Here is a 24,332-nt window from a genome sequence, read left to right as displayed (position 1 = left end):
CCTAAGCCTTTTAATGCTTATTTTTGCTAACAAAATATTTATAATGCTAGAAAAACAGGACCTGAATTTTGAGAAAACCGTAATCGTCGGCATCGTCACGCAAAACCAGCCCGAAGACAAATTGAATGAATATCTCGACGAGCTTGAATTCCTCACGTTGACGGCGGGCGGCAATGTCGTCAAGCGATTTTCACAAAAAATGGACAAACCCAATCCTACGACTTTCGTCGGGACGGGAAAAATGGAAGAAATCCGCGAATACATAATCGAGCACAAAATTGATACGGTAATCTTCGATGACGAACTCTCGCCTTCACAACAAAAAAACATCTCGAAAATAATCACGGCGAAAGTCCTCGACCGAACCAATTTGATTCTCGACATTTTCGCCCAACGAGCCGAAACGTCGTACGCCAGAACTCAGGTCGAACTCGCCCAGTGCCAATATTTGTTGCCGAGACTTTCAGGAATGTGGACGCACCTGGAACGCCAAAAAGGTGGAATCGGGATGCGCGGACCGGGCGAGACTGAAATCGAGACTGACCGACGCATCGTGCGTGACCGAATCGCGCTCCTAAAAGAAAAAATCAAAGTCATCGACAAGCAAATGTCAATCCAACGCGGCAATCGCGGCGCAATGGTTCGCGTGGCGCTCGTCGGGTATACGAACGTGGGAAAATCGACGTTGATGAACGCGATCGGAAAAAGCGACGTATTCGTTGAGAATAAATTGTTTGCGACGTTGGACACGACGGTCCGCAAAGTCGTCATCAAGAATTTACCGTTCCTGTTGTCAGATACGGTTGGTTTTATCCGAAAATTGCCGACCCAACTCGTCGAATCGTTCAAAAGTACGCTCGATGAAGTTCGCGAGGCCGATTTGCTGTTGCATGTCGTCGATATCTCGCATCCCGAATTCGAGGATCACATCGCGTCGGTGAATCAAATCCTCAAAGACATCAAAAGCGACGATAAACCTACGATCATGGTGTTTAACAAGATTGATGCGTACAAGCATCTCACGATCGATCACGACGACCTGATTACCGAGAAAACCAAACGCCACAACACGCTCGAAGAGTGGAAAAACACGTGGATGCACAACGTCGGCGAGAAGAACGCTTTGTTTATTTCGGCCACCGAAAAAGAGAATTTCGAAGAATTCCGCGAAACGGTTTACGAAGCCGTACGCAAAATCCATACGGCGCGATTCCCGTACAACAACTTCCTGTATCCTGATTATAAGGACGCCGAAGAAAAAGAAGATTAAGAAATAAAAAAGCCTCCGAAAATGGAGGCTTTTTTTATATCGGATCGTTTAGAAACCGTAATTTATAGCGACTCCAAAAACCTGTCGGATCTGGAATCCCTGGAACGCGTTGTCGTCGTAAATCGTCTGGAACATGATGTTCGTCGTAAGCCATTTGTTGACTTTCAAGACCACATTCAATTGGTAATCCAAATCGACGTTTTGTGGATCTTCGAGGTAATTGCTGTACAGGTTCAGGATGTTTTCGACCGAAACGTTCGCCAACAATACGAATTTGTAGTAACCTGAAAAGTTGGCTCCCAGTTCGTAGCGAACGCTTTTGCCTTCGGTCACGCCAAAATACGCTTCGTCAGGCAGCGTTCTCCCGGCGTCGACGAAAGTGAGTTTCGATGCGGCCGGAGATAAGTTGAACTTGAGGTTTTCACTTGGTTTGTAAGCGATACCGGGCCCGAATGAAAGATAAGCCGGTGAGAAGAAATCGGTATATTCGGTCCTGATTTCAACACCGTTCGGATCTTTGTCGTACTGATAACCTTTCGTGAACTGCGTCTTGAAGTTCATGAAAAACGAATAGTACCAATTTCCTGTGATTTTCTTACCGAGTAACGAGTTGATTTCGAGTCGGTCATCGGTTTTCTTTGCGAAAGAACTTGTCTTGGTTTTTACCAATCCATAAGACGCGATGAACTTGTTGTCCCATTCCCAATCGCCTTTTTTGTAATTGACGTCATAATTCACGCCGACGTTTCCTGAAATGTTGTTCTCGCCTCCCGCAACCCAATTGTCGAAAGTGGATTGATTGAATAAGAACGACGCATTTCCTTTGGTTGTCCATGGACTGATGGTATCGGTCGCAACCGCGGTCGAATCCTGCGCATGAACAGCGGCCGCGCCCATAAAGAACAACAGCCAAAGTACAGATTTTTTCATGTTTGTCTTACTTTTTGTGTAAGACAAATATACCATACTATTTTAACAAATTCAGTTATTTGCGCTTGTAAAGCGGCACGGCCGAGCACGCTTCTCCGTACATGATGCTTTTTGCGACGGGTTGAAGTTTTTGGGCCGCAAGTACGTAAGCGCCCATCGGAACCGGCTTTTTGGAACAACCTTTTATAATGACGGGCTTGTTCTCATAAACCGAATAATCGATCTTGGAAAGAATTTCCTCATACAAAGCCGTATCCATATCCTCGATTTTCCCTGAAACGACTTTCTTGGCAAACGGCGCCAAATGCATCGTTACCAAAACCGACGCCCAAGCCGGGAGAATCGCGTCGGTGCTGCAATACACCGCGACGTACGCGCCCTGATATTGGCTCCAATCGTGATTTTTCAACGACTCGCGAAAGTCTTTCTCACGCAATAAAAAACCCTCCAAAAGCCACTGCGACAAATCGAGTTCGATGCGGCGTCCTGCAGGATAATAATCCTCAAGATCGAACACTTCGAGCACGCTCTGCGCAACGCGGTTGACTATTTCTTCGCTTTCCATACTTTACTCGTAAACATTACATACGCAACGCTAAACTTTAAATTTTAAATAAAAATCAAAGCATGCCAAGTTCGAGTTTCGCTTCCTCGCTCATCAAATCCTTGCTCCACGGCGGATCAAACGTAATCTCAACTTCGGTCGAAACGACACCGTCGATTTTCGTGATTTTTTCCTCGACTTCCCTGGGCAAACTTTCGGCCACCGGACAGTTTGGAGACGTAAGCGTCATGAGGATTTTCACTTCGTTGTCGGTGTTTACCATGACGTCGTAGATTAATCCGAGTTCGTAGATGTCGACGGGGATTTCAGGGTCGTAAATGCCTTTAAGCGTCTTTACTATTTGTTCGCCGAGTTCGGCTGTGTCCATTTCTGTTTCCATAATTATTGTTGCGACTGGAATGCCAGTGCGTACATTTTGATTTGTTTGATCATCGATACCAAGCCGTTTGCACGTGTTGGCGACAAATGTTCCTTGAGCCCGATCTCGTCGATGAATTTTGTGTCGGCTTCCAATATGTCCGACGATTTCTGGCCTGAAAAAGTGCGGATCAAAATCGCGATAAGACCTTTCGTCAAAATCGCATCCGAATCGGCGGTGAAACTTATCGTGCCGCCGTCGTTTTCGGCATGAAGCCACACTTTGGACTGGCAGCCTTTTATGATGTTGTCCTCGGTTTTGTATTGCTCATCGATGAGTGGAAGCGATTTCCCCAAATCGATCAGGTATTGGTAACGCTCGTCCCAATTCTCGTCGTCAAACATAGAGAACTCGTCGACGATCTCGTCCTGGATTTCTTTTATCGTCATTCTCTCGTAGGCTTGTATTTGGTGATTCTATTGACGAGTTTTTCGATTTCGGCAGGCGGATGCCCGTCGTCGAATTCGCTCGACGTGTATTCTTTTTCCTTGTACGTGACTTTGAGATTCGCCATCGCGGCTCCGTCGTGGAAACGCAACTCGGTCGGCGCTTTCAACGTAGAAAGACCGTCGAGGTTTACCGTTTTGAACTCAGCGACCAATTCGTTCCAATCGGCGTCGCTCATCGTGAGTGTCGCGGGTTTGTTTTGCCCACGTCGGTCTCTCGTGATTTCGACTTTCTTGTTTTGTATCGTGATCTTGTAGAAAAAACCGCGCGTGTTCGCCGAATACTCAACAACCGCGTTGGCCAAATCCTGCTCTTGCGCGCTATCGCAACCTTTACCAAGCAGAACCGTCAAAAAAATCAGGCTTAAAAATTTCATATCGATGTGTTTTATGCGAGCATGAGTTGGGCTTTTCGCACCGCCTCGGCCAGCTTGTCAATTTCTTCAGTCGTATTGTAAAACGCGAAAGACGCGCGAACCGTGCCCGGAATCCCGAAATTCGCCATGATCGGTTGGGCGCAATGATGTCCTGTTCTTACGGCGATTCCCATTTTGTCGGTGATCGCGCCCACGTCGTACGGATGCACGCCGTCGAGATTGAACGAAATTACCGAAGTTTTTTCTTTCGCCGTTCCGAAAATCCGCAAACCTTCAATTTCCGAAAGTTTCTTCGTGCCGTAATCGAGCAATTCCATTTCCTGTCGTTGGATGTTTTCAAATCCCACGGAATGTAAATAATCGATCGCGGTTCCCAACACGATTCCGCCCGCGATATTCGGCGTTCCAGCTTCGAATTTATGCGGCAGATCGGCGTATGTGGTTTTCTCGAACGTGACTTCCCTGATCATTTCGCCTCCGCCTTGGTACGGCGGCAATTTGTCGAGCCACGCTTGTTTCCCGTACAAAATTCCTGTTCCCGTCGGGCCGCACATCTTGTGTCCTGAAAACGCATAGAAATCGCAATCGAGCGCTTGCACGTCAGGTTGCAGATGTGGCGAAGCCTGGGCGCCGTCGATGAAAACCGCAGCTCCGAATTCGTGCGCCTTGTCGATGATGAATTTTATGGGATTGATCGTGCCGAGTGCGTTCGAAATGTGGTTGACGGTGACGATCTTTGTCTTTTCCGACAACAATCTTACGTATTCGTCCATCACAAGCTCGCCCGATTCGTTCATCGGGATTACTTTTAAAATCGCGCCTGTTTTCTCACACAACATTTGCCAAGGCACGATATTGCTGTGATGTTCGAGTGCCGAAACAACAACCTCATCGCCGGACTTCAGGATCGAAGCGAAACCATTCGCGACGAGATTCACGCCATGCGTCGTTCCCGAAGTGAACAAGACCTCGAAAGCGTCTTTCGCATTGATATGCGCGCGGATCTTCTCGCGCGATTGCTCGTAGGCATCGGTCGCGAGTTGGCTGAGTTTGTGGACGCCGCGGTGAATATTGGCGTTGATCTCAGAATAATATTTCGTGATCGCGTCAAGCACGACCTGTGGTTTTTGCGATGTCGCGGCGTTGTCGAAATAGACCAACGGTTTCCCGTTCACCTTTTGCTCGAGGATCGGGAACTGCGCGCGGATTTGAGTGATGTCAAACATGACGCAAAAGTACGAAATACCGCGCGTTAAATTGACAATGTTGTGTTAAGGCAAATCAGTCGGTTGTCGGGGCTTCTTGCCAGGTTCCGTTGTTGTTGTTTGGGTCGCGGTTCGGGTCGTAATTCGGATCGTTCGTGCCGATGTATTGGCCGTTCGCATCCATGTAATATTGATTTGATCCGGATTGCACTTGGTAGCGCTTGCCGTCGTTGGGATTTACGACCGTGTTTTCGTCTTTTATGTAATTCAGGAAACGGTTTTGGTTCTTGTCAGACGCCGCGTTTCTCGCGTTGTAACTCGCCATGCTCGCGTCGTTTATCGCGCTCCATTTCTCTTTGTGCGCGGCCTGTTGGGCGTCGAATTGTTGCTGCTGGTTGCGCATTTTTTGGTTGTGGATCGCCCAACTTTGGCTTTCCTTGTTCATTTCGTTCTGATTGTAAGAATCGAAATAGCGCGGATTGTATGCGATGTTCGCCAAACCGTACAAAAGCGTTTCCTTCGCCGCTTCGTACTTGTCCTTGGGCGCGTTCAAACCGTGGCAGTAATAACTCCACATCGTCGCGTTCCCGATGACCATTCCGTTGAGATGCACGATTACGGCGAATGGATTTCCGTCTTTGTCTTCCCAGTCGCTCACGACCGATTCGTAGCGTTTTTGTGGCGTGCCGATCGTGTACAGCATATTGCTCACGCTTTCGTCGACGCGCGCGATGTTCGGCATCTCGGTCACGTTTATGAGTTTCGATCCGTCGCGTTGGAATATGGGAACCAAATCCTGTTTCACGATGTCGGCGGCCGACGTAAACTGACGCAATTTCCCGCCGTTCTGTTGGTACGCCTGAGCCGAATACGGATCGTTCGTGTACATGAAACTTTGGGCTGGCATGTTGTAGACGAAAATTCCGCCGGGTCCCGTGAACGCCGCTTTTCCAGGTTCGTTGTGCAATTTCCAGTTAGCGGGCAACGGCACCGTTCCCATGAGTTGCTGTTTGTTGTCGATCATCGGGTGGCCGATGATTTGAGAACTTCCTTCGTCTTCGACGGGTTTCTCAATTTCCGAGGATCCGAAGATCGAGGTCGTTTCGCCTTTCTCGTTTTTGGATGAACAACCCGAAATGGCCAGTGCGACGGTCGCGATTATCACTAATTTTTTCATTTTTGTTTTTATTTGTGTGTGCCAAAAATATCACGCGCGTCGTCTTTCGGAGTTCGATTTGTTGCGTTTTGGATGAATCGGAACGTGTTTTTGGCTGATTGCCCTAGCCCCGATCATAGCGGTTAGCCTTTTTTAGGGAAATAGGCGGTTTTGCGGCGAAGCGGCAGCGACCGCAGGAAGCTCGCCGAAGCGACTGCAAAACCCTTATTTTTCAAAAAAGCTAAAAGCGGCGAGCGGGAAAATGCTCCACATCGTTATTTTTACAATATGAAGAAAAGATATTGGTTTCTGCTGGCGTTTTTTGCGATTGTTTTTAGCGTCGTCGCGTGGAATTACCCGAAACTCAATTTGATTTCAGGTTTCGCGGCGAAAAATGTTGCTTCAAGCCATTTCGCCGACGGACGTTCCTTGCAGATGATCGAAGATGGCGATAACGACATTCCAATGGTTGATCTGGCGACGAATTCGTTCGATAAAAAGACGAAATCGGCAAGCTCGAACGTGTTTGGCCTAAAAACGCGAAAGGCCATTTGGCGCGACGGTTTGGGCGCAACGTTGATCGATGATAATTTTGACGAATCGGCACCGTACGAAGTCCCGAAACGCAATTTGACGCTTACGAATTTGCCATTTCCATATGGCGACTTGCCTCAAAAAGACACGGTTTTTTCAAATATCGATTATAAAAAATTGCGAATCGCGGTTGACGCTGCGTTCGATAGGGACATTCTCAAGGATAAACGTACGCGCGCGGTTCTCGTAATTTATAAAGACGTCATCATCGCCGAAAAATACGCCGACGGGTTCTCAAAAGATTCGAAACTTTTGGGTTGGTCGATGACCAAAAGCATTACGGGAACGCTGTTCGGGATTCTCGACTATCAAAAACGGCTCGATATCGGGAGCAAAGCACCGATTCCGGAATGGAAAAACGACAAACGCGCCAATATCACGATCGCCGATCTGCTTAACATGAACAGCGGTCTGGAATGGGAAGAAGATTACGAGACGATCAGCGATGCGACCAAGATGTTGTTTTTGGCGAAAGACATGACGCGCGTCCAACTAGAAAAACCGGCGCTTTTCGATCCGGGCGAGCATTGGAATTATTCGTCGGGGACGAGCAATTTGCTGTCGGGGATTTTGCGAAAGCAGTTCAAGACGCATCAGCAATATCTGGATTTTTGGTATGCGGCGTTGATCGATCGCATTGGGATGAAATCGATGTTCATTGAAACCGATATGAGCGGAAATTTCGTCGGATCAAGCTACGGATGGGCGACGACGCGCGATTGGGCGAAGTTCGGTCTGTTGTATTTGCACAAAGGAAATTGGAACGGCGACCGTTTGTTCGACGAGAAATGGGTCGATTTCGTAACCAAACCTACCAAAGGCTCGAATGGTCGGTACGGCGGGCATTTCTGGTTAAATCGCGGCGGTTATTTCCCGGACGCGCCTCGCGATATGTATTCGGCGAACGGTTTCCAGGGACAGAAAGTATTCATTATTCCGTCAAAAGATCTGGTGATCGTGCGATTGGGATTGACTGAAGATAAGAAATTTGATTTCAATAGATTTGTGAGCGGAGTTGTTGGAAGCGTGAAGTAGAAGACGAATGACTAATGACGAAAGACGAAGGACTTTGACCTCGTTGGGATGGCGTTTTGACTTCTTATGTAACTTTCGGGAAAAATGTTTGACGAAAGACGAAGGACGAAAGACGAAGGACTTTGACTTCGTTGGGATGGCGTTTTGACTTGTTACGCAACTTTCGGGAAAAATGTTTGACGAAAGACGAAAGACGAAAGACTTTGACCTCGTTGGAATGGCGTTTTGACTTGTTACGCAACTTTCGGGAAAAATGGTAGACGAAAGACGAAAGACGAAAGACGAAGGACGAAGGACTTTGACCTTGTTGGGATGGCGTTTTGACTTCTTACACAACTTTCGGAAAAAATGTTTGACGAAAGACTAATGACGAAAGACGAAGGACTTTGACCTCGTTGGGATGGCGTTTTGACTTGTTACGCAACTTTCGGGAAAAATGGTAGACGAAAGACAAATGACTAAGGATTTTGATGTCGTTAATTTGGGACTGACCTCATTCCATAAATAAAAAGACAGGCGTTCGATTACCGTTTTGCCTGTCCTTTGTCTTTTGTCATTCGTCTAAAAAAAGGCGTCCGGTTTACCCTTTCGCCTGTCCTTAATCTTTCGTCTTTCGTCTTTCGTCAAAAAAAAGCGTCCGGTTTATCCTTTCGCCTGTCCTTTGTCTTTCAATTCCGTCTACAAATCAAACCCCATATTCACGCCCAATTTCATCGCAATAATCTTGTTGATCCTTGCTTTCAATTCCGGAATTTTAATGCTTTCGATGACTTCATTCGAGAACGCGTACATCAAAAGTGCCTTGGCTTCTTTTTGTGGAATGCCGCGCGATTGCATGTAGAACATCGCTTTCTCGTCGAGCTGGCCGATCGTACAACCGTGCGAGCATTTCACGTCGTCGGCGAAAATTTCGAGTTGCGGTTTGGCGTTGATCGTGGCTTTGTCCGATAATAGAATATTGTTGTTCTGTTGGAACGCGTCGGTTTTTTGCGCTTCTCTCTCGACATAGATCTTTCCGTTGAAAACCCCGGTCGATTTGTCGGCGAAAATTCCTTTGTAATTCTGGTGCGATTCGCAATTTGGCGTCGCGTGCTGCACTAAAGTGTGATGGTCGACGTGTTGTTTTCCATCCAAAATAGTAATGCCTTTTAACGTCGAATCGATGTGTTCGCCTTCGTGGAAAAAGTTCAAATTGTTGCGCGTGATATTTCCGCCGAACGAGAACGTGTGCACTTTCACGGTGCTCATGTCCTTCTGCGAAATGTAGGTATTGTCAACCAACGACGCGTTGTTGTCGTCATTTTGGATCTTGTAATAATCGACGATTGCGCGTTTCTTCGCGAAAATTTCGGTGACGGCATTCGTCAAGACCGCATTTTCAGACAAACTTTGGTGGCGTTCGATGATCTGCACATGCGAATTTTCGCCCGCGATGATCAAACTTCTGGGTTGCACCATCAAAGCGGCTTCGCTTCCCGTGGAGAAATACATGATTTCGATTGGCCTATCGGCGACTTTGCTTCGCGGGATGTTGATAAACGCGCCTTCCTTGGCGAACGCTGTGTTCAACGTCGTCAGACTTTCATCTTTTGATGCGATTTTGTTGAAATACTCGTCGATGATCATTTTGTATTTCGGTTTCGTAAGCGCCGACGACATCAGGCAAACGTCCAGGCCTTCGTGCGTCGTCGAACTCAAAAACGAGCTGAAAACACCGTCGATGAAGACGACTTTATACGTGTCGATTTCGTGCAGGAAATACTTTTTCACGTCGGCGAAACTCAATGCCGATTCCGTTTTCGGGAAAACCGTGAAGTCTTTTTTAAGCACCGAATTCAACGATGTGTATTTCCAGGCTTCCAATTTTTTCGTCGGAAAACCTTTGTCTTCGAAGTTTTTAAGCGCGTTCGTGCGGACATCGTGCAAATCGGTGTCGGTGTCGATTTGCTCCTCGAAGGCCATGAATGATGATATGAGTTTTTCTTTTAGTTCCATAATTGACGAAAGACTAATGACGAATGTCTGAAGGACTATTCGCTTGTGCCTTTGATAAAAATTTTATTAATCCCGCGATTAAGCGGGAAACATCTGTAACTCTCCTGAAAATTTCGTGAAAGTCGTTTTCTGATATATATTTTAGATCGTAAGCAAGGTAAAGTTGCGATCGAACCTCTCCTGCCGAGGCTTTAGCCACAAATAAAAAATAGACGAATTCTTTGTCTGTATTTCTCTCGTAACCCTCGGCAATGTTCGATGACACTGAAACCGCTGCTCTTCTAATTTGTCTTTTTAAATCGAAATCCCTGGCAAAAGAATCCTCCTGTCCCGTCAACAAATAAATCTTCTTGTTGAGTTCCCGCGCCTTTCGCCAAGCGACGATTTGTTCAAATGAATTGAATTTTTTCATGGCGTGTAATTATTGATTGTGGCTTATATAAGATAGTCTTGAATAACACCCAGCTCAAGTCCTTCGTCATTCGTCTTTAGTCATTTGTCTAATTGACTAATTTTCAGCTTTAATCCAATCGTAACCTTTTTCTTCCAATTCGTACGCAAGCTCTTTCCCGCCTGACTTTACGATTTTTCCTTGGTACAAAACGTGTACGAAATCAGGAACGATATAATCCAAAAGGCGCTGATAGTGCGTAATCACGATGATTGCATTGTTTTCAGACTTCAATTTGTTTACGCCATTCGCGACGATTCTGAGCGCGTCGATATCGAGACCTGAATCGGTTTCATCGAGAATCGCGAGTTTGGGTTCGAGCATCGCCATCTGGAAGATTTCGTTGCGTTTTTTCTCACCGCCTGAAAATCCTTCATTCAACGAGCGCGACAAGAATTTGCGGTCGATTTCCAAAAGTTCCGACTTTTCGCGGATCGATTTGAGCATTTCATTCGCTGGCATTTCCTCAAGTCCTTTCGCCTTGCGGGATTCGTTGATGGCCGTTTTCATGAAGTTCGTCACCGAAACTCCGGGGATTTCAACGGGATATTGGAACGAGAGAAAAACGCCTTTGTGAGCGCGTTCTTCTGGCGCCAATTCGGTGATGTCTTCTCCGTCGAGCAAAATCTCGCCTTCGGTCATCTCGTAGTGCTCGTTGCCGGCAATTACGGCCGATAGCGTCGATTTCCCGGAACCGTTCGGCCCCATGATCGCATGTACTTCGCCCGCTTTTACAGTGAGATTGATCCCTTTTAGGATGTCTTTGTCTTCGACTTTGGCGTGTAAGTTTTTTACTTCTAGCATTTAATTTGGAAATTTGAAAATTTGAAAATTTGGAAATTGGTAACGTTTCCTGTTTCAAATTTTATTTTTAGATGTAATTATAATCTTGTTTACTATTCTTGAAATATTGTCTAGCTGAGTGATTAAATCTTTTACCGATGGAAAATTTTCAGAAAATTTACACAACTCCAACCAGTAGAATGTTTCTTCGATTTCCTTTGCTGCAATTTTAAATTTATGGATAAAGTCAGCCTTGCTTTCAGCGTTTTGCGCTTCTCGGATATTCGCTCCGATAGACGTTCCCGACTTTAGTAACTGATTCGAAATCACAAACTTTTTGTTCTCTTGCAATTCCTCTGAATACTTGATTATTTCGAGCGCGAACTGGAATGTCATTTTAACGATCACATTGTCTTTGCTCTCCATTTTCAAATTTTCAAATTATCCAATTTTCAAATTATTTATCCGACGCTTCCTTCCAACGAAATCTCCAACAACTTCTGCGCTTCCACGGCGAATTCCATCGGAAGCTTATTCAAAACGTCCTTGCTGAATCCGTTTACAATCAGCGCAATCGCTTTCTCAGTAGGAATTCCTCTTTGATTACAGTAAAAAACCTGGTCTTCACCGATTTTCGACGTCGTGGCCTCGTGTTCAATTTTCGCCGACGGATTGTTCGATTCGATATATGGAAATGTATGCGCGCCGCAATTATTTCCCATCAACAGTGAATCACACTGAGAGAAATTGCGCGCGTTGTCGGCTCTCGATGAAATCTGCACCAAGCCCCGGTAGCTGTTCTGTGATTTTCCGGCTGAAATACCTTTCGAGATGATCGTCGACTTGGTATTTTTGCCCAAATGGATCATTTTGGTTCCGGTGTCGGCTTGCTGATAGTTGTTCGTCACGGCGATCGAGTAGAATTCCCCTACAGAGTTGTCGCCTTTCAAAACACAACTCGGATATTTCCAAGTCACGGCCGAACCTGTTTCAACCTGCGTCCAGGAAATCTTCGCGTTCTTCTCGCACAATCCGCGTTTGGTCACGAAATTGTAGACGCCGCCCTTACCTTCCTTGTTTCCGGGATACCAGTTTTGTACGGTCGAATATTTGATTTCGGCTCCGTCCATCGCGATGAGTTCCACAACGGCAGCGTGCAATTGGTTCTCGTCACGGCTTGGCGCGGTACAACCTTCGAGGTAGGAAACATAGCTGTCTTCGTCGGCGATGACGAGCGTTCTTTCGAATTGACCCGTGCCGGCTTGATTGATTCGGAAATAAGTGGACAGTTCCATCGGGCAACGAACGCCTTTCGGGATATAGCAGAACGAACCATCACTAAAAACCGCCGAGTTCAACGCCGCATAAAAATTATCTTTCTGCGGAACGACCGTGCCGAGATATTTCTTAACGAGTTCCGGATGTTCCTTTATCGCTTCAGAAATCGGGCAAAAAATAATGCCTTTCTCTGACAACGTCTTCTTGAAAGTCGTCGCCACCGATACCGAATCCACGACGATATCCATTGCGACATTGTTCATGATCTTCTGTTCGTCGATAGAAATGCCGAGCTTCTTGTACATCGCGAGCAATTCAGGATCGACGTCGTCCAGGGTTTTCGTCGGATCGACTTTTTTGGGAGCCGAATAATAAGAAATCGCCTGGAAATCAGGTTTTTCGTAATGCACGTTCGCCCATTCCGGTTCGATCATTTCCTTCCACGCGCGGAACGCTTCGATACGCCAGTCGGTCATCCATTGCGGTTCTTCCTTTTTGAGGGAAATCGCGCGCACGATGTCTTCATTTAGGCCGATAGGAAACGTATCCGATTCGATGTCGGTGTAAAATCCGTATTCGTATTCTTTGTTTTCGAGTTCGACTTTGAGGTCGTCTTCGGTGTATTTGCTCATATGACTAATGTCTGAATGATTAATGACGAAGGACTTTCGAGTAAAGTCAAAATGACAATTACTACCGGAACTTCGAATGTTCATCGAATGGACGAGTTAAACTCGTTCGTCATTCGTCTTTTGTCGTTCGTCTTATAATGAAAACGATTCCCCGCAACCGCAAGTCCTGCTCGCGTTCGGATTATTAAAAATAAACCCTTTGCCGTTCAATCCGCCCGAGAATTCAAGCACGGTTCCCGCCAAATACAGGAATGATTTCTTCTCAACGGCGATTTTCACGTCGTTGTCATTGAAAACCTTATCGTTTTCCCCAAGTTCTTTGTCGAATTTGAGTACATATTCAAGTCCAGAACAACCTCCGCTTTTCACACCTACGCGAACGTAGTCATTCACCGCATCGTATCCATCTTCGGTCATGAGCTGGACGATTTTTGTCCGAGCTGAATCAGAAACTTTTATCATGTGACTAATTATTTGATTATTAACGTTCCAACTGTACTTTTCGGAAGAAAATTGCCTAAAAACGAAAGCATCGGAATCCGAACTTCCAGCTGGTTAAATTGATTTTGTCCAAATTAACCGCAAAGATAGTACAAAACGAAGTTTTCGCCGCATCTGCCAACATTTTTATAACGAATAACGGTATAGAAATCTGCAATGGTTTCGGGTAATCGCGAACGATTCGTTACATTTGTGGTTCACTTCTCAAAAAATTTTCCGAAAAATGAAATTGTACCCGATCGAAGCCGGAAATTTCAAACTGGACGGCGGCGCCATGTTCGGCGTGGTCCCGAAAACCATCTGGAATAAGACGAATCCCGCCGACGAAAACAACCTGATCGACATTGCAGCCCGCTGTCTGCTTATCGAAGACGGCAACCGACTGATCTTGATCGACACGGGAATGGGTGACAAACAATCTGATAAATTCTTCGGCTACTATTCGCTTTGGGGCGACGATTCACTCGAAAAATCACTCGTTAAAAACGGTTTTTCAAGGGATGACGTGACCGACGTTTTCATGACGCACCTTCATTTCGACCATTGCGGCGGCTCGATAAAATGGAACAAAGACCGAACGGGCTACGAACCCGCATTCAAAAACGCAAAATTCTGGACCAACGAAAATCATTGGGAATGGGCGACCAAACCCAACCAACGCGAAAAAGCGTCGTTCTTGAGTGAAAACATTCTGCCGATGCAGGAAAGCGGGCAACTTAACTTCATCAAAAGAACCGATGATTTCCAACAAACGTCGGAACTCGGTTTCGGAATTTATTACGTCGACGGACATACTGATAAAATGATGATCCCATACATAAAACACAACGGGAAAACCATCGCGTTCGCCGCCGATCTCATCCCGACCGCGGGCCATTTGCCATTGCCGTACGTTATGGGCTACGACACGCGTCCGCTTTTGACGATGCCTGAAAAAAACAAATTCCTAACCGACGCGCTCCAGGACGATTTTTACATCATGTTGGAGCACGATGCGCACAACCAGATCATCACCGTGGAGCAAACCGAACGCGGGATCCGACTCAAGGAAAGTTTGCGCTGTTCTGATATTTTTTAGTTCCAAATAAACAAACCTCAATCATAAGGTTCTGTTAATCGGTTGATTCTTGTAACGAAACCGTATAATTTTAGACCTATTTTTCAAAATAAAAACAAAGATTCCATGAGATTATATTCTCCTTACGTCGCGGCAGTTCTCGCTGCGGCTGTATTATCAAGCTGCGGCGCGTCAAAAATGACCGTCGCTCCAATTTCAACAACGACGGCTTTTGTCGCTAAGAAAGCACCTTTAAAAGAACCTGCGTTGCAACGTTGGAGCCATCTCGACATCGTCAAGGATTCGGTTCCGGGAATGAGCGTCGATCGCGCTTACACTGAAGTGATCAAAGGCAAGAAAGGTGAAAAAGTAATTGTCGGCGTAATCGATTCAGGTGTCGACATCGACCATCCGGATTTGAAAGGTGCGATCTGGAATAACCCGAAAGAAATCGCCGGAAACGGAATCGATGACGACAAAAACGGTTACATCGACGACGTCCACGGATGGAATTTCCTTGGCGATTCAAGCGCCGAAAACCTCGAACTCACGCGTTTGCTCAAAAAAGGCGACGACGGATCGGAAGAATACAAAAAAATGAAAGCGGCCTACGACGAAGAATACCAACAGGCACTCGCCGGAAAGCAACAGGTTGATTTTATTTTCAACGCGAACCAGCAGATCAAGGACCATCTGAAAAAGGAAAACTATACGGTCGAGGAATTGAAGGCGATTTCAACCACCGATTCCAACCTGAACCGAAGCAAGATGGTCATGATGAGCGTGATCCAACAAACCGGGCCGGGCTTCAACGAAGATCTAAACGAATACAAAAAGCAGATTTCAGATCAGCTCAACTACAACCTCAACCTCGAGTTCGACGGACGCAAAGTCGTGGGCGACAATCCTGAGGACATCAACGACAAAAACTACGGCAACAACCGAGTTTACGCGATCGACAAAGACGATTCATTGCACGGTACGCACGTTGCGGGAATCATCGCGCAGATACGCGGCAATGGAATCGGTGGCGACGGCGTTTCCTCGACAGCTGAAATCATGTCGGTGCGCGCGGTTCCAAACGGAGACGAGTATGACAAGGACATCGCGCTTGCGATCCGTTACGCGGTCGACAACGGTGCGAAAGTCATCAACGGCAGCTTCGGAAAAAGCTATTCCCCGCACAAACAATGGGTTTTCGATGCAATCAAATATGCGGCGAGCAAGGACGTCCTGATCGTTTTGGCAGCAGGAAACAGCGGATACGACATCGATTTGCCCGAGAATAAAAACTTCCCGACCGATTCCGAAACAGCAAAAGTCGAATTGGCTGACAACGTATTGACCGTCGGCGCGCTGAACAACACCTACGGCCAGGCGCTCGTAGCCGGTTTCTCTAATTACGGAAGCGACAACGTGGATTTGTTCGCGCCGGGTTCTAAAATCTACGCAACGGTTCCGAACGCGAAATACAAATACGAGCAAGGAACGTCGATGGCGTCTCCGAATGCGGCCGGTGTCGCAGCGTTGGTTCGTTCGTACTACCCAAAATTATCGGCAGCCCAAGTCAAGAAAATCCTTATGGATTCAGGCGTTCCGGTGACGATCACCGTTAGTCTGGGCGAGACTGAGGAGAAGCGTCCGTTCACGAATGCAAGCCGTTCGGGAAAAATGGTAAACGCCTACAATGCGTTGATCATGGCCGCTCAAATGTCTAAATAATCGCATTTCAACATTAACAAACGGAAGTTTCGGCTTCCGTTTTTTTTTACATTTTTTATTTTTGTCAGATGAAAAAACTGATTCTCCTCGCCTTATTTTCGGCGATTTCGGCCACGGCGCAGAACGGCTATTGGCAACAGCAGGCCGATTACAAGATGGATGTCTCGATGGACGTGAAAACCTTCAAATACAAGGGATCGCAAACCATCGAATACACGAACAATTCGCCCGATACCTTGAAGCGCGTCTTCTACCATTTGTACAACAATGCGTTCCAACCCGGAAGCGAAATGGACATCCGCATCCAATCGATAAAAGATCCCGACGGACGAATGGTCACCAAAACCAAAGGTCCGGACGGAAAAGACATCGTCAAAAGCAGGATCGCCGCATTGAAACCTGAAGAGATCGGTTATTTGAAAATCAATAATTTCAAACAGGACGGCGCTTCGGCATCGGCAAAAACAGTCGGGACGATTCTCGAAGTCACGCTTGCGAAACCGATCCTTCCGAAATCGAAATCGACATTTACGCTTGATTTCGACGCCCAGGTTCCGGTGCAGATCAGACGTTCGGGCCGAAATAATTCGGAAGGCGTCGATCTTTCCATGGCACAATGGTATCCCAAAATGTGCGAATACGACTTCCAAGGCTGGCATACCGATCCGTATATCGCTCGCGAATTCTACGGCGTCTGGGGTAATTTCGATGTAAAGATTACAATCGATAAAGACTACGTTTTGGGCGGAACGGGCTATTTGCAAAACCCGAATGAAATCGGCCACGGCTACCAAGACAAAGGCGTGACGGTAACGTATCCCAAGAAAGCAAAAACGCTGACGTGGCATTTTCTGGCTCCGATGGTCCACGATTTCACTTGGGCCGCCGACCCGAAATACAACCACGACATTTACGACGGACCGAACGGCGTAAAACTCCATTTCCTTTGGCTCGACAATCCTGAATTCAACGACAATTGGAAGAAACTCCAACCCGTGACGGCCCAGTTGATGGAGTTCTACAATAGAACCGTAGGCGATTATCCGTACAAACAGTATTCGGTAATACAGGGCGGCGACGGCGGAATGGAATACGGCATGTGCACGCTCATTCTCGGCACCGGAAAACTCGACGGCCTTATCGGTGTCACGATGCACGAAATGGCGCACTCGTGGTTCCAATTCGTGTTGGCAACAAACGAAAGCAAGAACGCGTGGATGGATGAAGGTTTCACGTCTTGGCTCGAAGGTTTGGGCGAAGATTTATTGGCGACCGAAAAACAGGCCAATCCATTCGCAGGTTCGTACAAAGCATACAATTCATTGGCAAACAGTGGGCGCGAACAACCGCTTTCGACGCACGCTGACCGTTACGATGAGAACCGCGTGTACAGCATCGGCGCGTATGTGAAAGGCTGTCTGTTCCTGTCGCAGCTGGAATACGTGATCGGGCGAGACATCTTAAGAAAAGCAGTCAAGAATTATTACCGCGATTTCAAGTTCAAGCATCCGACGCCGAACGATATCAAGCGTGAAGCCGAGAAAGTGTCGGGCGCGATCCTCGATTGGTATCTGGTCGATTGGACGCAGACAACGAACACGATCGATTACGGCATCAAATCCGTAAATGAAACCGCGGACGGAACATCAATAACGCTCGAAAGGATCGGAAGAATGCCAATGCCGATCGACCTCATCGTAGAATATGAAAACGGAACGAGGGAATATTTCTACATTCCGCTGCGCATGATGAGTTTTGAAAAACCCAGCCCATATCAGCAAATGAAACGCACGGTTTCGAGCGATTGGGCTTGGGCGATGCCGAATTACGAATTGAAAATTCCGAAAACTTCGGGCAAAGTCAAGTCGGTACAAATCGACCCGAGCGGTTATATGGCCGACGCGAAACCTGAAAACAATATTTTCAAGAAATAAAAAAAAGCGGACTTCACGGTCCGCTTTTCTTTTAATGCATTGCGTTGATTCGAATACTCGCTTTTACGAGCGCCAACGCCTTTATTTTTCCCATCTCGACGTCTTTGTCCTGATGGTGCTGATTTTGGCTTACAAGCCTTACAAATCCTGCCTTCTCGGATTTCTGTATGTATTTCACGGTAATGTATTCCTCGCCGCTCATGTCGATGCTGAGCAAATACATTTCGCCCCAGAAAATTTCGTTTTTGATATCGTTGATTTCCTTGTATAGCACGATGTCGCCGCTTTTTAGGATCGGAAACATGCTGTCGCCAGTAACATAGACAGCGCCGTCGCATTTGGGTAAGTGTGGAATCGAGATATGATCGATCGGCTCAAGTTTTGCCGAATCCTGGAACAATGGAATCAAACCCGCAATGGCTTCGATGTCGTAAAGCGGAATTTGCTGGCTTTCAATCGGGTTGTCGGTCTTAAGACGAAACATTTGGACGTTTCCGGTCTGAACCGAATCTTCGCCTCCAAACATTTCTCCTTTTCCTGTGAGCAACCACTTGGGATTGATGTCGGGGTAAAGGTTCATTATCGCCTCGAGCGTGTTAGACCCGATACTTTTTCCTTCTTTCACGGCTTTCGAAATACTGCCGCGACCCGCGCCAAGACTGTTCTCAAAAGCGTAATAACTGATGCCTTTCGTATCAATGTATTGCCCGACGCGTTTCGAAATCATAGTAAAATTTTCTTCAAATTTAGAAAAAAATCTTCGCTTGGCGACAAATAAAAAACCCTTCCAACTTATATTCTGGAAGGGTTTCTGTTTTCAGGTATGCCGGTCGATTGGCTTTTCCCTGAATGGTGCCCGAAATTTGATCTCGGGGCTTTTGTGTGTTGTGTTGGAGTTTGTAGTTATCCGCTTTTTTAGCAGCAGTTGTTTCTTCAACCTGCGGACTGTGCTTATATTTTCAACTTGTCAATTATTGTTATGATTTCTATATTGTAAAGATACGGTGACGATAGTAAATCTGTGTTTCAGCATTTTACGAAAGCGTTACACGATTTGCATTTGAGGAAAAAAGGCCCTTCTGCTACAAAAGGGCCAATCTCAAAATATGATGTCACACATTCCTTACTTGGTTGAAGTTGCCGGCTGTGCTTTTGCTGGCGCAGCCGGAGCTTCGGTTTTGGTTGGGTTAGTCGTGGTAGCGGCCGGAGTAGTCGATGTTGAGGTTGAGGTCGATGTGGTTTTAGCATCGGTCTTCACCTCAGTTGTCTTCTCCTTTTTAGCTTCCGGTGTAGCGGTTGCGGTTGTAGTAGTTGTGGTCTTCGTTTCTTTTTTCTTGTCTTCCTGAGCAGTCGCGCAAACTCCTGCAAGAAGCAAAGCACCTAAGAATAAATTTTTCATGATATGATTGTTTTATCGTTGTTGATTGATAGTAGGCAAGTACGATGCCTGTTTGACAAGCCGTTCTTATCTCGTCTGACAAAAACCTAAAACAACGTTGTTTTACAGACCATTACGTCCGATAAAAATCAAAAGTCAACAATTCAACCGACCGATCCCGACCCGCGAAAAACTGTAGAAACTGTAGAACCACTGTAGAAAAATATCGCGAAAAACCTGTGGAATGCAGTTTCGCGAATGTTCGTACTTTTGCGCGATATGACATTTACGTACCCAGAATCGGAAAAACTCAAAAGCCGGAAAACGATCGACAGGTTGTTCTCCCAAGGCAAATCGGTTTCCAAATTTCCGCTGCGATTGGTTTATGTCGAAAACGACGATCAGACCGAACTCTTAAAACTGGGCGTTTCCGTCTCGAAAAAACACTTCAAGAAAGCCGTCGACCGCAATTATTTCAAGCGTTGTTTGCGCGAGGCGTATCGGTTGAATAAACATTTGCTTTTTGATTCGATCGAAAAACCACACGCATTCATGCTGTTGTACCAGACAAAGGACCGATTGTCGTCGGCCGAAATCCAAACCAAAACCATTCAGCTTTTCGAGAAATTCAAACTTCGCGATTTGCCCAAACCCGAATAAATTCCACATCCGATACTAATTGTCAGGCCGTTTCCGTTTAATTGGAAACCATGACAACATGAAAAAAGTACTACTCGCAGTTTTTGTGGCCGCTGTGTTTTCGTCGTGCAAGGAATACGCTTCCGATGAAATGCTCGAAGACAAGACGGTTTATGCCGCGGAAACACAAACGGTTTCGTTGCCCGATTCAATTGCGAGTCCGGCATTGGATACCGAAACGAAAATTATCCGGTCGGCCAATCTCAAATTTGAAACCAACGACCTTTCCAAGACATTTGCTGAGATTTCGACGTCGGTCAAGAAAGTGAACGGAAGTGTCCAAAATGATTCCGAATCCAAAGAATACGGTACCAACCAGCGGATTTTGCAAGTCCGGATCCCGTCGAAAAATTTCGATACGTTCCTGAGCGAAATTTCATCGGGCGTTTCCTATTTCGACCAAAAAGAAATTTCGTCCACCGACGTCACCGAGGAATACATCGATACCGATTCTCGCATCAAGACCAAAAAAGCACTCGAAGCGCGTTATCTCGAACTGCTCAGGAAAGCCAATAAAGTATCGGAAATGCTCGAGGTCGAAGCCAAACTTTCGGAAATCCGCGAAGAAATCGAATCCAAACAAGCCCGATTGAATTATCTGCAAAACCAGGTCGCGATGAGTTCGTTCACGATCACGTTCTACAAGAATGTGCCCGAGAATGAAAGCGCCAAAGTTTCGTTCGGAAGCAAAATCGGCAATGCGCTCGCATCGGGCATAAACGGACTGCTGGATTTCTTTATCTGGCTGCTCGAAATGTGGCCATTTATTCTTATTTTAGTCGCCCTCATAGTGTTCTTCAGAAAAAGATGGAGAAGAAGAAAAAAGAAATGATATCATGTACACTTTCCTGAAAAAACGATACGTCCTTCCAGCGGTTGGCGCAGGCCTTTTATTTGTCGGCGCGAGCTTTAAGGAAGACTTTTTTGAAGTCGCCAAGCAAATCGAGATTTTTACCGAATTGTTCAAGGCCGTGAACGAAAATTACGTCGACGACACGAATCCCGGCGAACTCATGGATCACGCGATCAAGAACATGCTCGCCGATCTGGATCCGTACACGGTGTACTTCAACGAAGCCGACGTCGTGAAATTCAAGATCAACAACACAGGCGAATACACGGGAATCGGCGCCTTGATCACGCGCAAGGAAGGCGTCCTGATCATCAAGGAACCGTACAAGAATTATCCTGCCGACAAAGCCGGACTCAAAGCCGGGGACGAAATCATCCAGATCGGCGACGTGAATTTGCAGGATTTCAAGGAAGATGCGGGCCAATTGCTCAAGGGCGCGAAAAACACCAAGATCGAGATCAAGTACAAACGCCAGGGAAAAGTCGCCACGACGCAGTTGGTTTTGGATGAGGTCGAACTCAAGGCGGTTCCGTATTTCTCGAAAATCGACGACAAAACGGGCTATATCGTGCTCACCGCTTTCAACAAACGCGCGTCTCTCGAGACCAAGGAAGCGCTCGAGGCCTTGAAACGCGACGGGGCCGAACGCATCATTTTGGATCTTCGCGGCAACGGCGGCGGACTCTTGGGCGAAGCGGTAAACATCTGCAACTTGTTCGTTCCCAAAGGCGAAGTCATCGTGACCACGAAATCGAAACTTGAAAAACACAACAATACCTACAAAACCAACCGCGATCCGATCGACGCTGAAATTCCGCTCGTCGTGATCGTCGACGGGAAAAGTGCGTCGGCCTCTGAAATCGTCGCCGGAGCGTTGCAGGATTTGGATAGAGCGGTGATCGTCGGAAGCAGAAGTTTCGGAAAAGGTCTGGTACAACGCCCGATCGATTTGACGTACGGAACCCAATTGAAAGTCACGATTTCGCGTTATTACACGCCTTCGGGACGATGCATCCAGGCTTTGGACTACGCGCACCGCGACAAGGATGGGAAAGCGATTCGCACCGACGCGACGAAATACAACGCATTCAAAACGCGCAAAGGCCGCACGGTTTATGACGGTGGCGGGATTTCGCCCGACGTTGAATTGTCGGAAACCAAGATGAGCCCGATATCGGACGCGCTCGTTCGCAACGACGGGATCTTTAATTACGTGACCGATTATTATTACCGCCATCCGAACGTCGGGACACAAATCCCAACAATCACCGACGCCGATTTTGCCGAATTCAAGCAATTCCTGAAACGCACGAATTTCTCTTTCGATACCGATACCGAAGTCGCGCTTCGCAAGATGTTGGATGCGGCTAAAAAGGAAAAGATCGACGCGAATATCTCGGCCGAATACCAGAATCTATTGTCGGCTTTGCAACGTTCCGAGGACGCGCAAATCAATCAAAACCAAAAGGAAATCAAGGATTTGATCCTCGACGAAGCCATCAAGCGCTATCAATACAAAGAAGGACTTTACCAATATTACACGAAAAACAATTCCGAAATCAAGAAGTCGGTGGCGATCTTGAATGCGCCTGCCGAATATAACAAGCTACTCAAAATCTGATGCGTCTGAAATTCTCGTTTTTGCTGCTTTTCCTTTGCGCATTCGCAAACGCCCAGGAAAACGTCGTCCAATCGGTCTATTTTCAATTCGACAAATTCGCGCTCGATGCAAGGCAGGCGCAGGAAGTCGTGGCCTTCATCAAAAAAGCCGATTCTACGCGCATCGAATCCATTGAGATTTTTGGTTATACCGATGACCGCGGCAAAGACGCCTACAACACCAAACTTTCCACGCAACGCGCGAACGAAGTGCAAAAGAAAATCGTCGCGGCTGGCATCAGAAGCAAAATCATCGTGACGCTTGAAGGCAAGGGTAAAATCATGATCGAGGAAGATCTCGAACCTGAAAAAATTCCTGAGAAACGCCAGAAGAACCGTCGCGTCGACGTGGTGTTGAACCTGCGTCCATTGCCAAAAATCCAATTGCCGGGAATGTATACTTCGATCCCGAAGAACGCTGTCGTCGGTGATCATATTTACCTCGAAAATCTTTTGTTCGAGCGCGGTTCAAGCAAACTTACATTCAAGGCGAAACAGCAACTCGACCAACTCGCGAAATTGCTGCACAAGTACAAAAATCTGCAGTTCGAAGTCCAAGGCCATGTGTGCTGCACGCCTCCGTATCAAAAGGAAGCGATCGATCTGGCGACTAAAAAACGCAAACTTTCCACGAATCGCGCCGAGTCTGTCTATAAATATCTTGCCTTTAAAAAAATTGCCAAAGACCGCATGACATTCAAAGGTTACGGGAATACGGTTTCGCTTGGAAAAGACCCGGAATATGACAGGCGGGTTGAGTTGGTGATTACGAAGATTTAGGGAAACGCTGCGCTTGGGATTGCGAGATTTGATATGATCGACTTAGGAAGATCATCGAAAATGAATTGTGGGACGGCATTTTGAAAAAGTGTGACAAGAATTTTGAGAATATTCTTTTGCAACGAAATCTGTTGCTAAAATTCTACACCTAAAAAAATGCAACACCTAAAAAAGGTTTCGCTTTCAGCCTGAAGTTCGGCGAAATTTCAAAAAAACAAACGTCATCTACTTCATTAACACTTAAAAAGTATCATACTAGACTTCGATGATCTTTATGAAGGAGTTGTACATTTCAAAAAATCTCGACGGCAAAATAATTCAGGCAAAGTTCTATGGCGAAACCTCCCTTTTGGATAATTACTACGATGTCACGTTTTCATCAATTGATTATCCGATAGAATGAGAACTTATTTTTTCATTCAATCTGTCTAAAGAGAAGAAGCCAATTCCTACGAAAAACATATGTTCATATTTAGCTTGTGGAGTTATTTTGTCGGTAAATCCTGTAGTAGCGGATTTTGGAGAAATTACATTAGACTTGGGGAATTGGATAACTCAAGAAAGAGCAGTTGGAGAATTTATTTTCGGGAATATCGATAGATTAGACGTTCTAG

General features: G+C 46.4%; 24 protein-coding genes. 9 read left to right on the top strand and 15 right to left on the bottom strand.

The genetic code is table 11. The features are described from left to right. Positions 1-43: 43 nt before the first annotated feature. Positions 44-1,270, top strand: a complete 1,227-nt coding sequence (gene hflX, locus EOO50_RS03950; protein ID WP_290838109.1) for a GTPase HflX — start codon at positions 44-46, stop codon at positions 1,268-1,270. Between the two features lie 48 nt (positions 1,271-1,318). On the opposite strand, the gene EOO50_RS03945 is transcribed toward hflX, so the two are convergent. Genes EOO50_RS03945 through EOO50_RS03915 form a run of 7 tightly spaced genes read right to left on the bottom strand, consistent with a single transcriptional unit; the run spans position 1,319 to position 6,388 of the window. Next, entirely contained in the window at positions 1,319-2,200 is an 882-nt protein-coding gene (locus EOO50_RS03945; RefSeq protein WP_290838107.1) for a DUF3078 domain-containing protein, read from the bottom strand. Positions 2,201-2,255: 55 nt separating this feature from the next. Further along, positions 2,256-2,765, bottom strand: a complete 510-nt coding sequence (locus EOO50_RS03940) for a DUF2480 family protein (RefSeq protein WP_290838105.1) — start codon at positions 2,763-2,765, stop codon at positions 2,256-2,258. A 55-nt stretch (positions 2,766-2,820) separates the two neighbouring features. Next, positions 2,821-3,144 carry an SUF system Fe-S cluster assembly protein gene (locus tag EOO50_RS03935; protein ID WP_290838103.1) on the bottom strand — a complete coding sequence of 108 codons (324 nt, stop codon included), beginning with the start codon at positions 3,142-3,144 and terminating at the stop codon, positions 2,821-2,823. A 2-nt stretch (positions 3,145-3,146) separates the two neighbouring features. Next, positions 3,147-3,572 (bottom strand): SufE family protein, encoded by a 426-nt coding sequence (locus EOO50_RS03930; RefSeq protein ID WP_290838101.1) that lies wholly within the window; start codon positions 3,570-3,572, stop codon positions 3,147-3,149. Further along, positions 3,569-4,006 (bottom strand): hypothetical protein, encoded by a 438-nt coding sequence (locus EOO50_RS03925; RefSeq protein WP_290838099.1) that lies wholly within the window; start codon positions 4,004-4,006, stop codon positions 3,569-3,571. The genes EOO50_RS03930 and EOO50_RS03925 overlap by 4 nt, the downstream gene beginning before the upstream one ends. 11 nt (positions 4,007-4,017) lie before the next feature. After that, entirely contained in the window at positions 4,018-5,232 is a 1,215-nt protein-coding gene (locus EOO50_RS03920; protein WP_290838097.1) for a cysteine desulfurase, read from the bottom strand. 55 nt (positions 5,233-5,287) lie between these two features. Further along, positions 5,288-6,388, bottom strand: a complete 1,101-nt coding sequence (locus EOO50_RS03915; protein ID WP_290838095.1) for a hypothetical protein — start codon at positions 6,386-6,388, stop codon at positions 5,288-5,290. A 267-nt stretch (positions 6,389-6,655) separates the two neighbouring features. Between EOO50_RS03915 and EOO50_RS03910 the strand changes: the two genes are divergently transcribed. After that, positions 6,656-7,996, top strand: a complete 1,341-nt coding sequence (locus EOO50_RS03910; RefSeq protein ID WP_290838093.1) for a serine hydrolase — start codon at positions 6,656-6,658, stop codon at positions 7,994-7,996. Between the two features lie 678 nt (positions 7,997-8,674). Here the strand turns inward: EOO50_RS03910 and sufD are convergent. From sufD to EOO50_RS03880, 6 genes are all read right to left on the bottom strand, one after another. Then, on the bottom strand, positions 8,675-9,991 hold the full coding sequence (gene sufD / locus EOO50_RS03905) for a Fe-S cluster assembly protein SufD (RefSeq protein ID WP_290838092.1): 1,317 nt from the start codon (positions 9,989-9,991) through the stop codon (positions 8,675-8,677). Between the two features lie 13 nt (positions 9,992-10,004). Then, positions 10,005-10,403 carry a four helix bundle protein gene (locus EOO50_RS03900; protein ID WP_290838090.1) on the bottom strand — a complete coding sequence of 133 codons (399 nt, stop codon included), beginning with the start codon at positions 10,401-10,403 and terminating at the stop codon, positions 10,005-10,007. A gap of 96 nt (positions 10,404-10,499) precedes the next feature. Then, positions 10,500-11,246 (bottom strand): Fe-S cluster assembly ATPase SufC, encoded by a 747-nt coding sequence (gene sufC / locus EOO50_RS03895; RefSeq protein ID WP_290838088.1) that lies wholly within the window; start codon positions 11,244-11,246, stop codon positions 10,500-10,502. Positions 11,247-11,300: 54 nt separating this feature from the next. Continuing rightward, positions 11,301-11,651, bottom strand: a complete 351-nt coding sequence (locus tag EOO50_RS03890) for a four helix bundle protein (RefSeq protein WP_290838086.1) — start codon at positions 11,649-11,651, stop codon at positions 11,301-11,303. A 35-nt stretch (positions 11,652-11,686) separates the two neighbouring features. Then, entirely contained in the window at positions 11,687-13,135 is a 1,449-nt protein-coding gene (gene sufB / locus EOO50_RS03885) for a Fe-S cluster assembly protein SufB (protein ID WP_290838084.1), read from the bottom strand. Positions 13,136-13,267: 132 nt separating this feature from the next. Further along, positions 13,268-13,597, bottom strand: coding sequence for an iron-sulfur cluster assembly accessory protein (locus EOO50_RS03880; RefSeq protein ID WP_290838082.1), 330 nt, complete (start codon positions 13,595-13,597; stop codon positions 13,268-13,270). A gap of 262 nt (positions 13,598-13,859) precedes the next feature. On the opposite strand from EOO50_RS03880, the gene EOO50_RS03875 reads away from it, so the two are divergent. The 3 genes from EOO50_RS03875 (at position 13,860) to EOO50_RS03865 (ending at position 18,349) form a co-directional block, all read left to right on the top strand. Continuing rightward, a complete protein-coding gene (locus tag EOO50_RS03875) occupies positions 13,860-14,714 on the top strand; it encodes an MBL fold metallo-hydrolase (RefSeq protein ID WP_290838080.1) in 855 nt (284 codons plus the stop codon). A 105-nt stretch (positions 14,715-14,819) separates the two neighbouring features. Continuing rightward, positions 14,820-16,415 carry a S8 family peptidase gene (locus tag EOO50_RS03870; RefSeq protein WP_290838078.1) on the top strand — a complete coding sequence of 532 codons (1,596 nt, stop codon included), beginning with the start codon at positions 14,820-14,822 and terminating at the stop codon, positions 16,413-16,415. 68 nt (positions 16,416-16,483) lie between these two features. Next, a complete protein-coding gene (locus EOO50_RS03865) occupies positions 16,484-18,349 on the top strand; it encodes a M1 family metallopeptidase (RefSeq protein ID WP_290838076.1) in 1,866 nt (621 codons plus the stop codon). A gap of 31 nt (positions 18,350-18,380) precedes the next feature. Here the strand turns inward: EOO50_RS03865 and EOO50_RS03860 are convergent, their stop codons facing one another. Together EOO50_RS03860 and EOO50_RS03855 are read right to left on the bottom strand one after the other, a co-directional pair. After that, a complete protein-coding gene (locus EOO50_RS03860; RefSeq protein ID WP_290838074.1) occupies positions 18,381-19,076 on the bottom strand; it encodes a S24 family peptidase in 696 nt (231 codons plus the stop codon). A 396-nt stretch (positions 19,077-19,472) separates the two neighbouring features. Further along, positions 19,473-19,748 carry a hypothetical protein gene (locus tag EOO50_RS03855; protein WP_290838072.1) on the bottom strand — a complete coding sequence of 92 codons (276 nt, stop codon included), beginning with the start codon at positions 19,746-19,748 and terminating at the stop codon, positions 19,473-19,475. 258 nt (positions 19,749-20,006) lie between these two features. On the opposite strand from EOO50_RS03855, the gene rnpA reads away from it, so the two are divergent. From rnpA to EOO50_RS03835, 4 genes are read left to right on the top strand one after another with little or no spacing between them, the layout of a single operon-like run. Then, positions 20,007-20,387 carry a ribonuclease P protein component gene (rnpA, locus tag EOO50_RS03850; RefSeq protein WP_290838119.1) on the top strand — a complete coding sequence of 127 codons (381 nt, stop codon included), beginning with the start codon at positions 20,007-20,009 and terminating at the stop codon, positions 20,385-20,387. A 58-nt stretch (positions 20,388-20,445) separates the two neighbouring features. After that, a complete protein-coding gene (locus EOO50_RS03845) occupies positions 20,446-21,258 on the top strand; it encodes a DUF4349 domain-containing protein (protein WP_290838070.1) in 813 nt (270 codons plus the stop codon). 4 nt (positions 21,259-21,262) lie between these two features. Further along, positions 21,263-22,900 (top strand): S41 family peptidase, encoded by a 1,638-nt coding sequence (locus tag EOO50_RS03840; protein ID WP_290838069.1) that lies wholly within the window; start codon positions 21,263-21,265, stop codon positions 22,898-22,900. Continuing rightward, positions 22,900-23,718, top strand: a complete 819-nt coding sequence (locus EOO50_RS03835; protein WP_290838068.1) for an OmpA family protein — start codon at positions 22,900-22,902, stop codon at positions 23,716-23,718. Before EOO50_RS03840 ends, EOO50_RS03835 begins: the two co-directional genes overlap by 1 nt. Positions 23,719-24,332: the final 614 nt, after the last annotated feature.

The organism is Flavobacterium sp. (genome assembly GCF_004211145.1).
Classification (GTDB): Bacteria; Bacteroidota; Bacteroidia; order Flavobacteriales; family Flavobacteriaceae; genus Flavobacterium.
This window is presented reverse-complemented; position numbering and strand designations above follow the sequence as displayed.

Coding starts and splice junctions, on each gene's coding strand:
- EOO50_RS03930 (WP_290838101.1), bottom strand. CDS start 3,572: ATGACGATAAAAGAAATCCAGGACGAGATCGTCGACGAGTTCTCTATG.
- EOO50_RS03900 (WP_290838090.1), bottom strand. CDS start 10,403: ATGAAAAAATTCAATTCATTTGAACAAATCGTCGCTTGGCGAAAGGCG.
- EOO50_RS03915 (WP_290838095.1), bottom strand. CDS start 6,388: ATGAAAAAATTAGTGATAATCGCGACCGTCGCACTGGCCATTTCGGGT.
- rnpA (WP_290838119.1), top strand. CDS start 20,007: ATGACATTTACGTACCCAGAATCGGAAAAACTCAAAAGCCGGAAAACG.
- EOO50_RS03890 (WP_290838086.1), bottom strand. CDS start 11,651: ATGGAGAGCAAAGACAATGTGATCGTTAAAATGACATTCCAGTTCGCG.
- EOO50_RS03940 (WP_290838105.1), bottom strand. CDS start 2,765: ATGGAAAGCGAAGAAATAGTCAACCGCGTTGCGCAGAGCGTGCTCGAA.
- sufD (WP_290838092.1), bottom strand. CDS start 9,991: ATGGAACTAAAAGAAAAACTCATATCATCATTCATGGCCTTCGAGGAG.
- EOO50_RS03945 (WP_290838107.1), bottom strand. CDS start 2,200: ATGAAAAAATCTGTACTTTGGCTGTTGTTCTTTATGGGCGCGGCCGCT.
- EOO50_RS03865 (WP_290838076.1), top strand. CDS start 16,484: ATGAAAAAACTGATTCTCCTCGCCTTATTTTCGGCGATTTCGGCCACG.
- EOO50_RS03910 (WP_290838093.1), top strand. CDS start 6,656: ATGAAGAAAAGATATTGGTTTCTGCTGGCGTTTTTTGCGATTGTTTTT.
- EOO50_RS03875 (WP_290838080.1), top strand. CDS start 13,860: ATGAAATTGTACCCGATCGAAGCCGGAAATTTCAAACTGGACGGCGGC.
- hflX (WP_290838109.1), top strand. CDS start 44: ATGCTAGAAAAACAGGACCTGAATTTTGAGAAAACCGTAATCGTCGGC.
- sufB (WP_290838084.1), bottom strand. CDS start 13,135: ATGAGCAAATACACCGAAGACGACCTCAAAGTCGAACTCGAAAACAAA.
- EOO50_RS03920 (WP_290838097.1), bottom strand. CDS start 5,232: ATGTTTGACATCACTCAAATCCGCGCGCAGTTCCCGATCCTCGAGCAA.
- EOO50_RS03855 (WP_290838072.1), bottom strand. CDS start 19,748: ATGAAAAATTTATTCTTAGGTGCTTTGCTTCTTGCAGGAGTTTGCGCG.
- EOO50_RS03925 (WP_290838099.1), bottom strand. CDS start 4,006: ATGAAATTTTTAAGCCTGATTTTTTTGACGGTTCTGCTTGGTAAAGGT.
- EOO50_RS03860 (WP_290838074.1), bottom strand. CDS start 19,076: ATGATTTCGAAACGCGTCGGGCAATACATTGATACGAAAGGCATCAGT.
- EOO50_RS03880 (WP_290838082.1), bottom strand. CDS start 13,597: ATGATAAAAGTTTCTGATTCAGCTCGGACAAAAATCGTCCAGCTCATG.
- EOO50_RS03840 (WP_290838069.1), top strand. CDS start 21,263: ATGTACACTTTCCTGAAAAAACGATACGTCCTTCCAGCGGTTGGCGCA.
- EOO50_RS03935 (WP_290838103.1), bottom strand. CDS start 3,144: ATGGAAACAGAAATGGACACAGCCGAACTCGGCGAACAAATAGTAAAG.
- sufC (WP_290838088.1), bottom strand. CDS start 11,246: ATGCTAGAAGTAAAAAACTTACACGCCAAAGTCGAAGACAAAGACATC.
- EOO50_RS03870 (WP_290838078.1), top strand. CDS start 14,820: ATGAGATTATATTCTCCTTACGTCGCGGCAGTTCTCGCTGCGGCTGTA.
- EOO50_RS03845 (WP_290838070.1), top strand. CDS start 20,446: ATGAAAAAAGTACTACTCGCAGTTTTTGTGGCCGCTGTGTTTTCGTCG.
- EOO50_RS03835 (WP_290838068.1), top strand. CDS start 22,900: ATGCGTCTGAAATTCTCGTTTTTGCTGCTTTTCCTTTGCGCATTCGCA.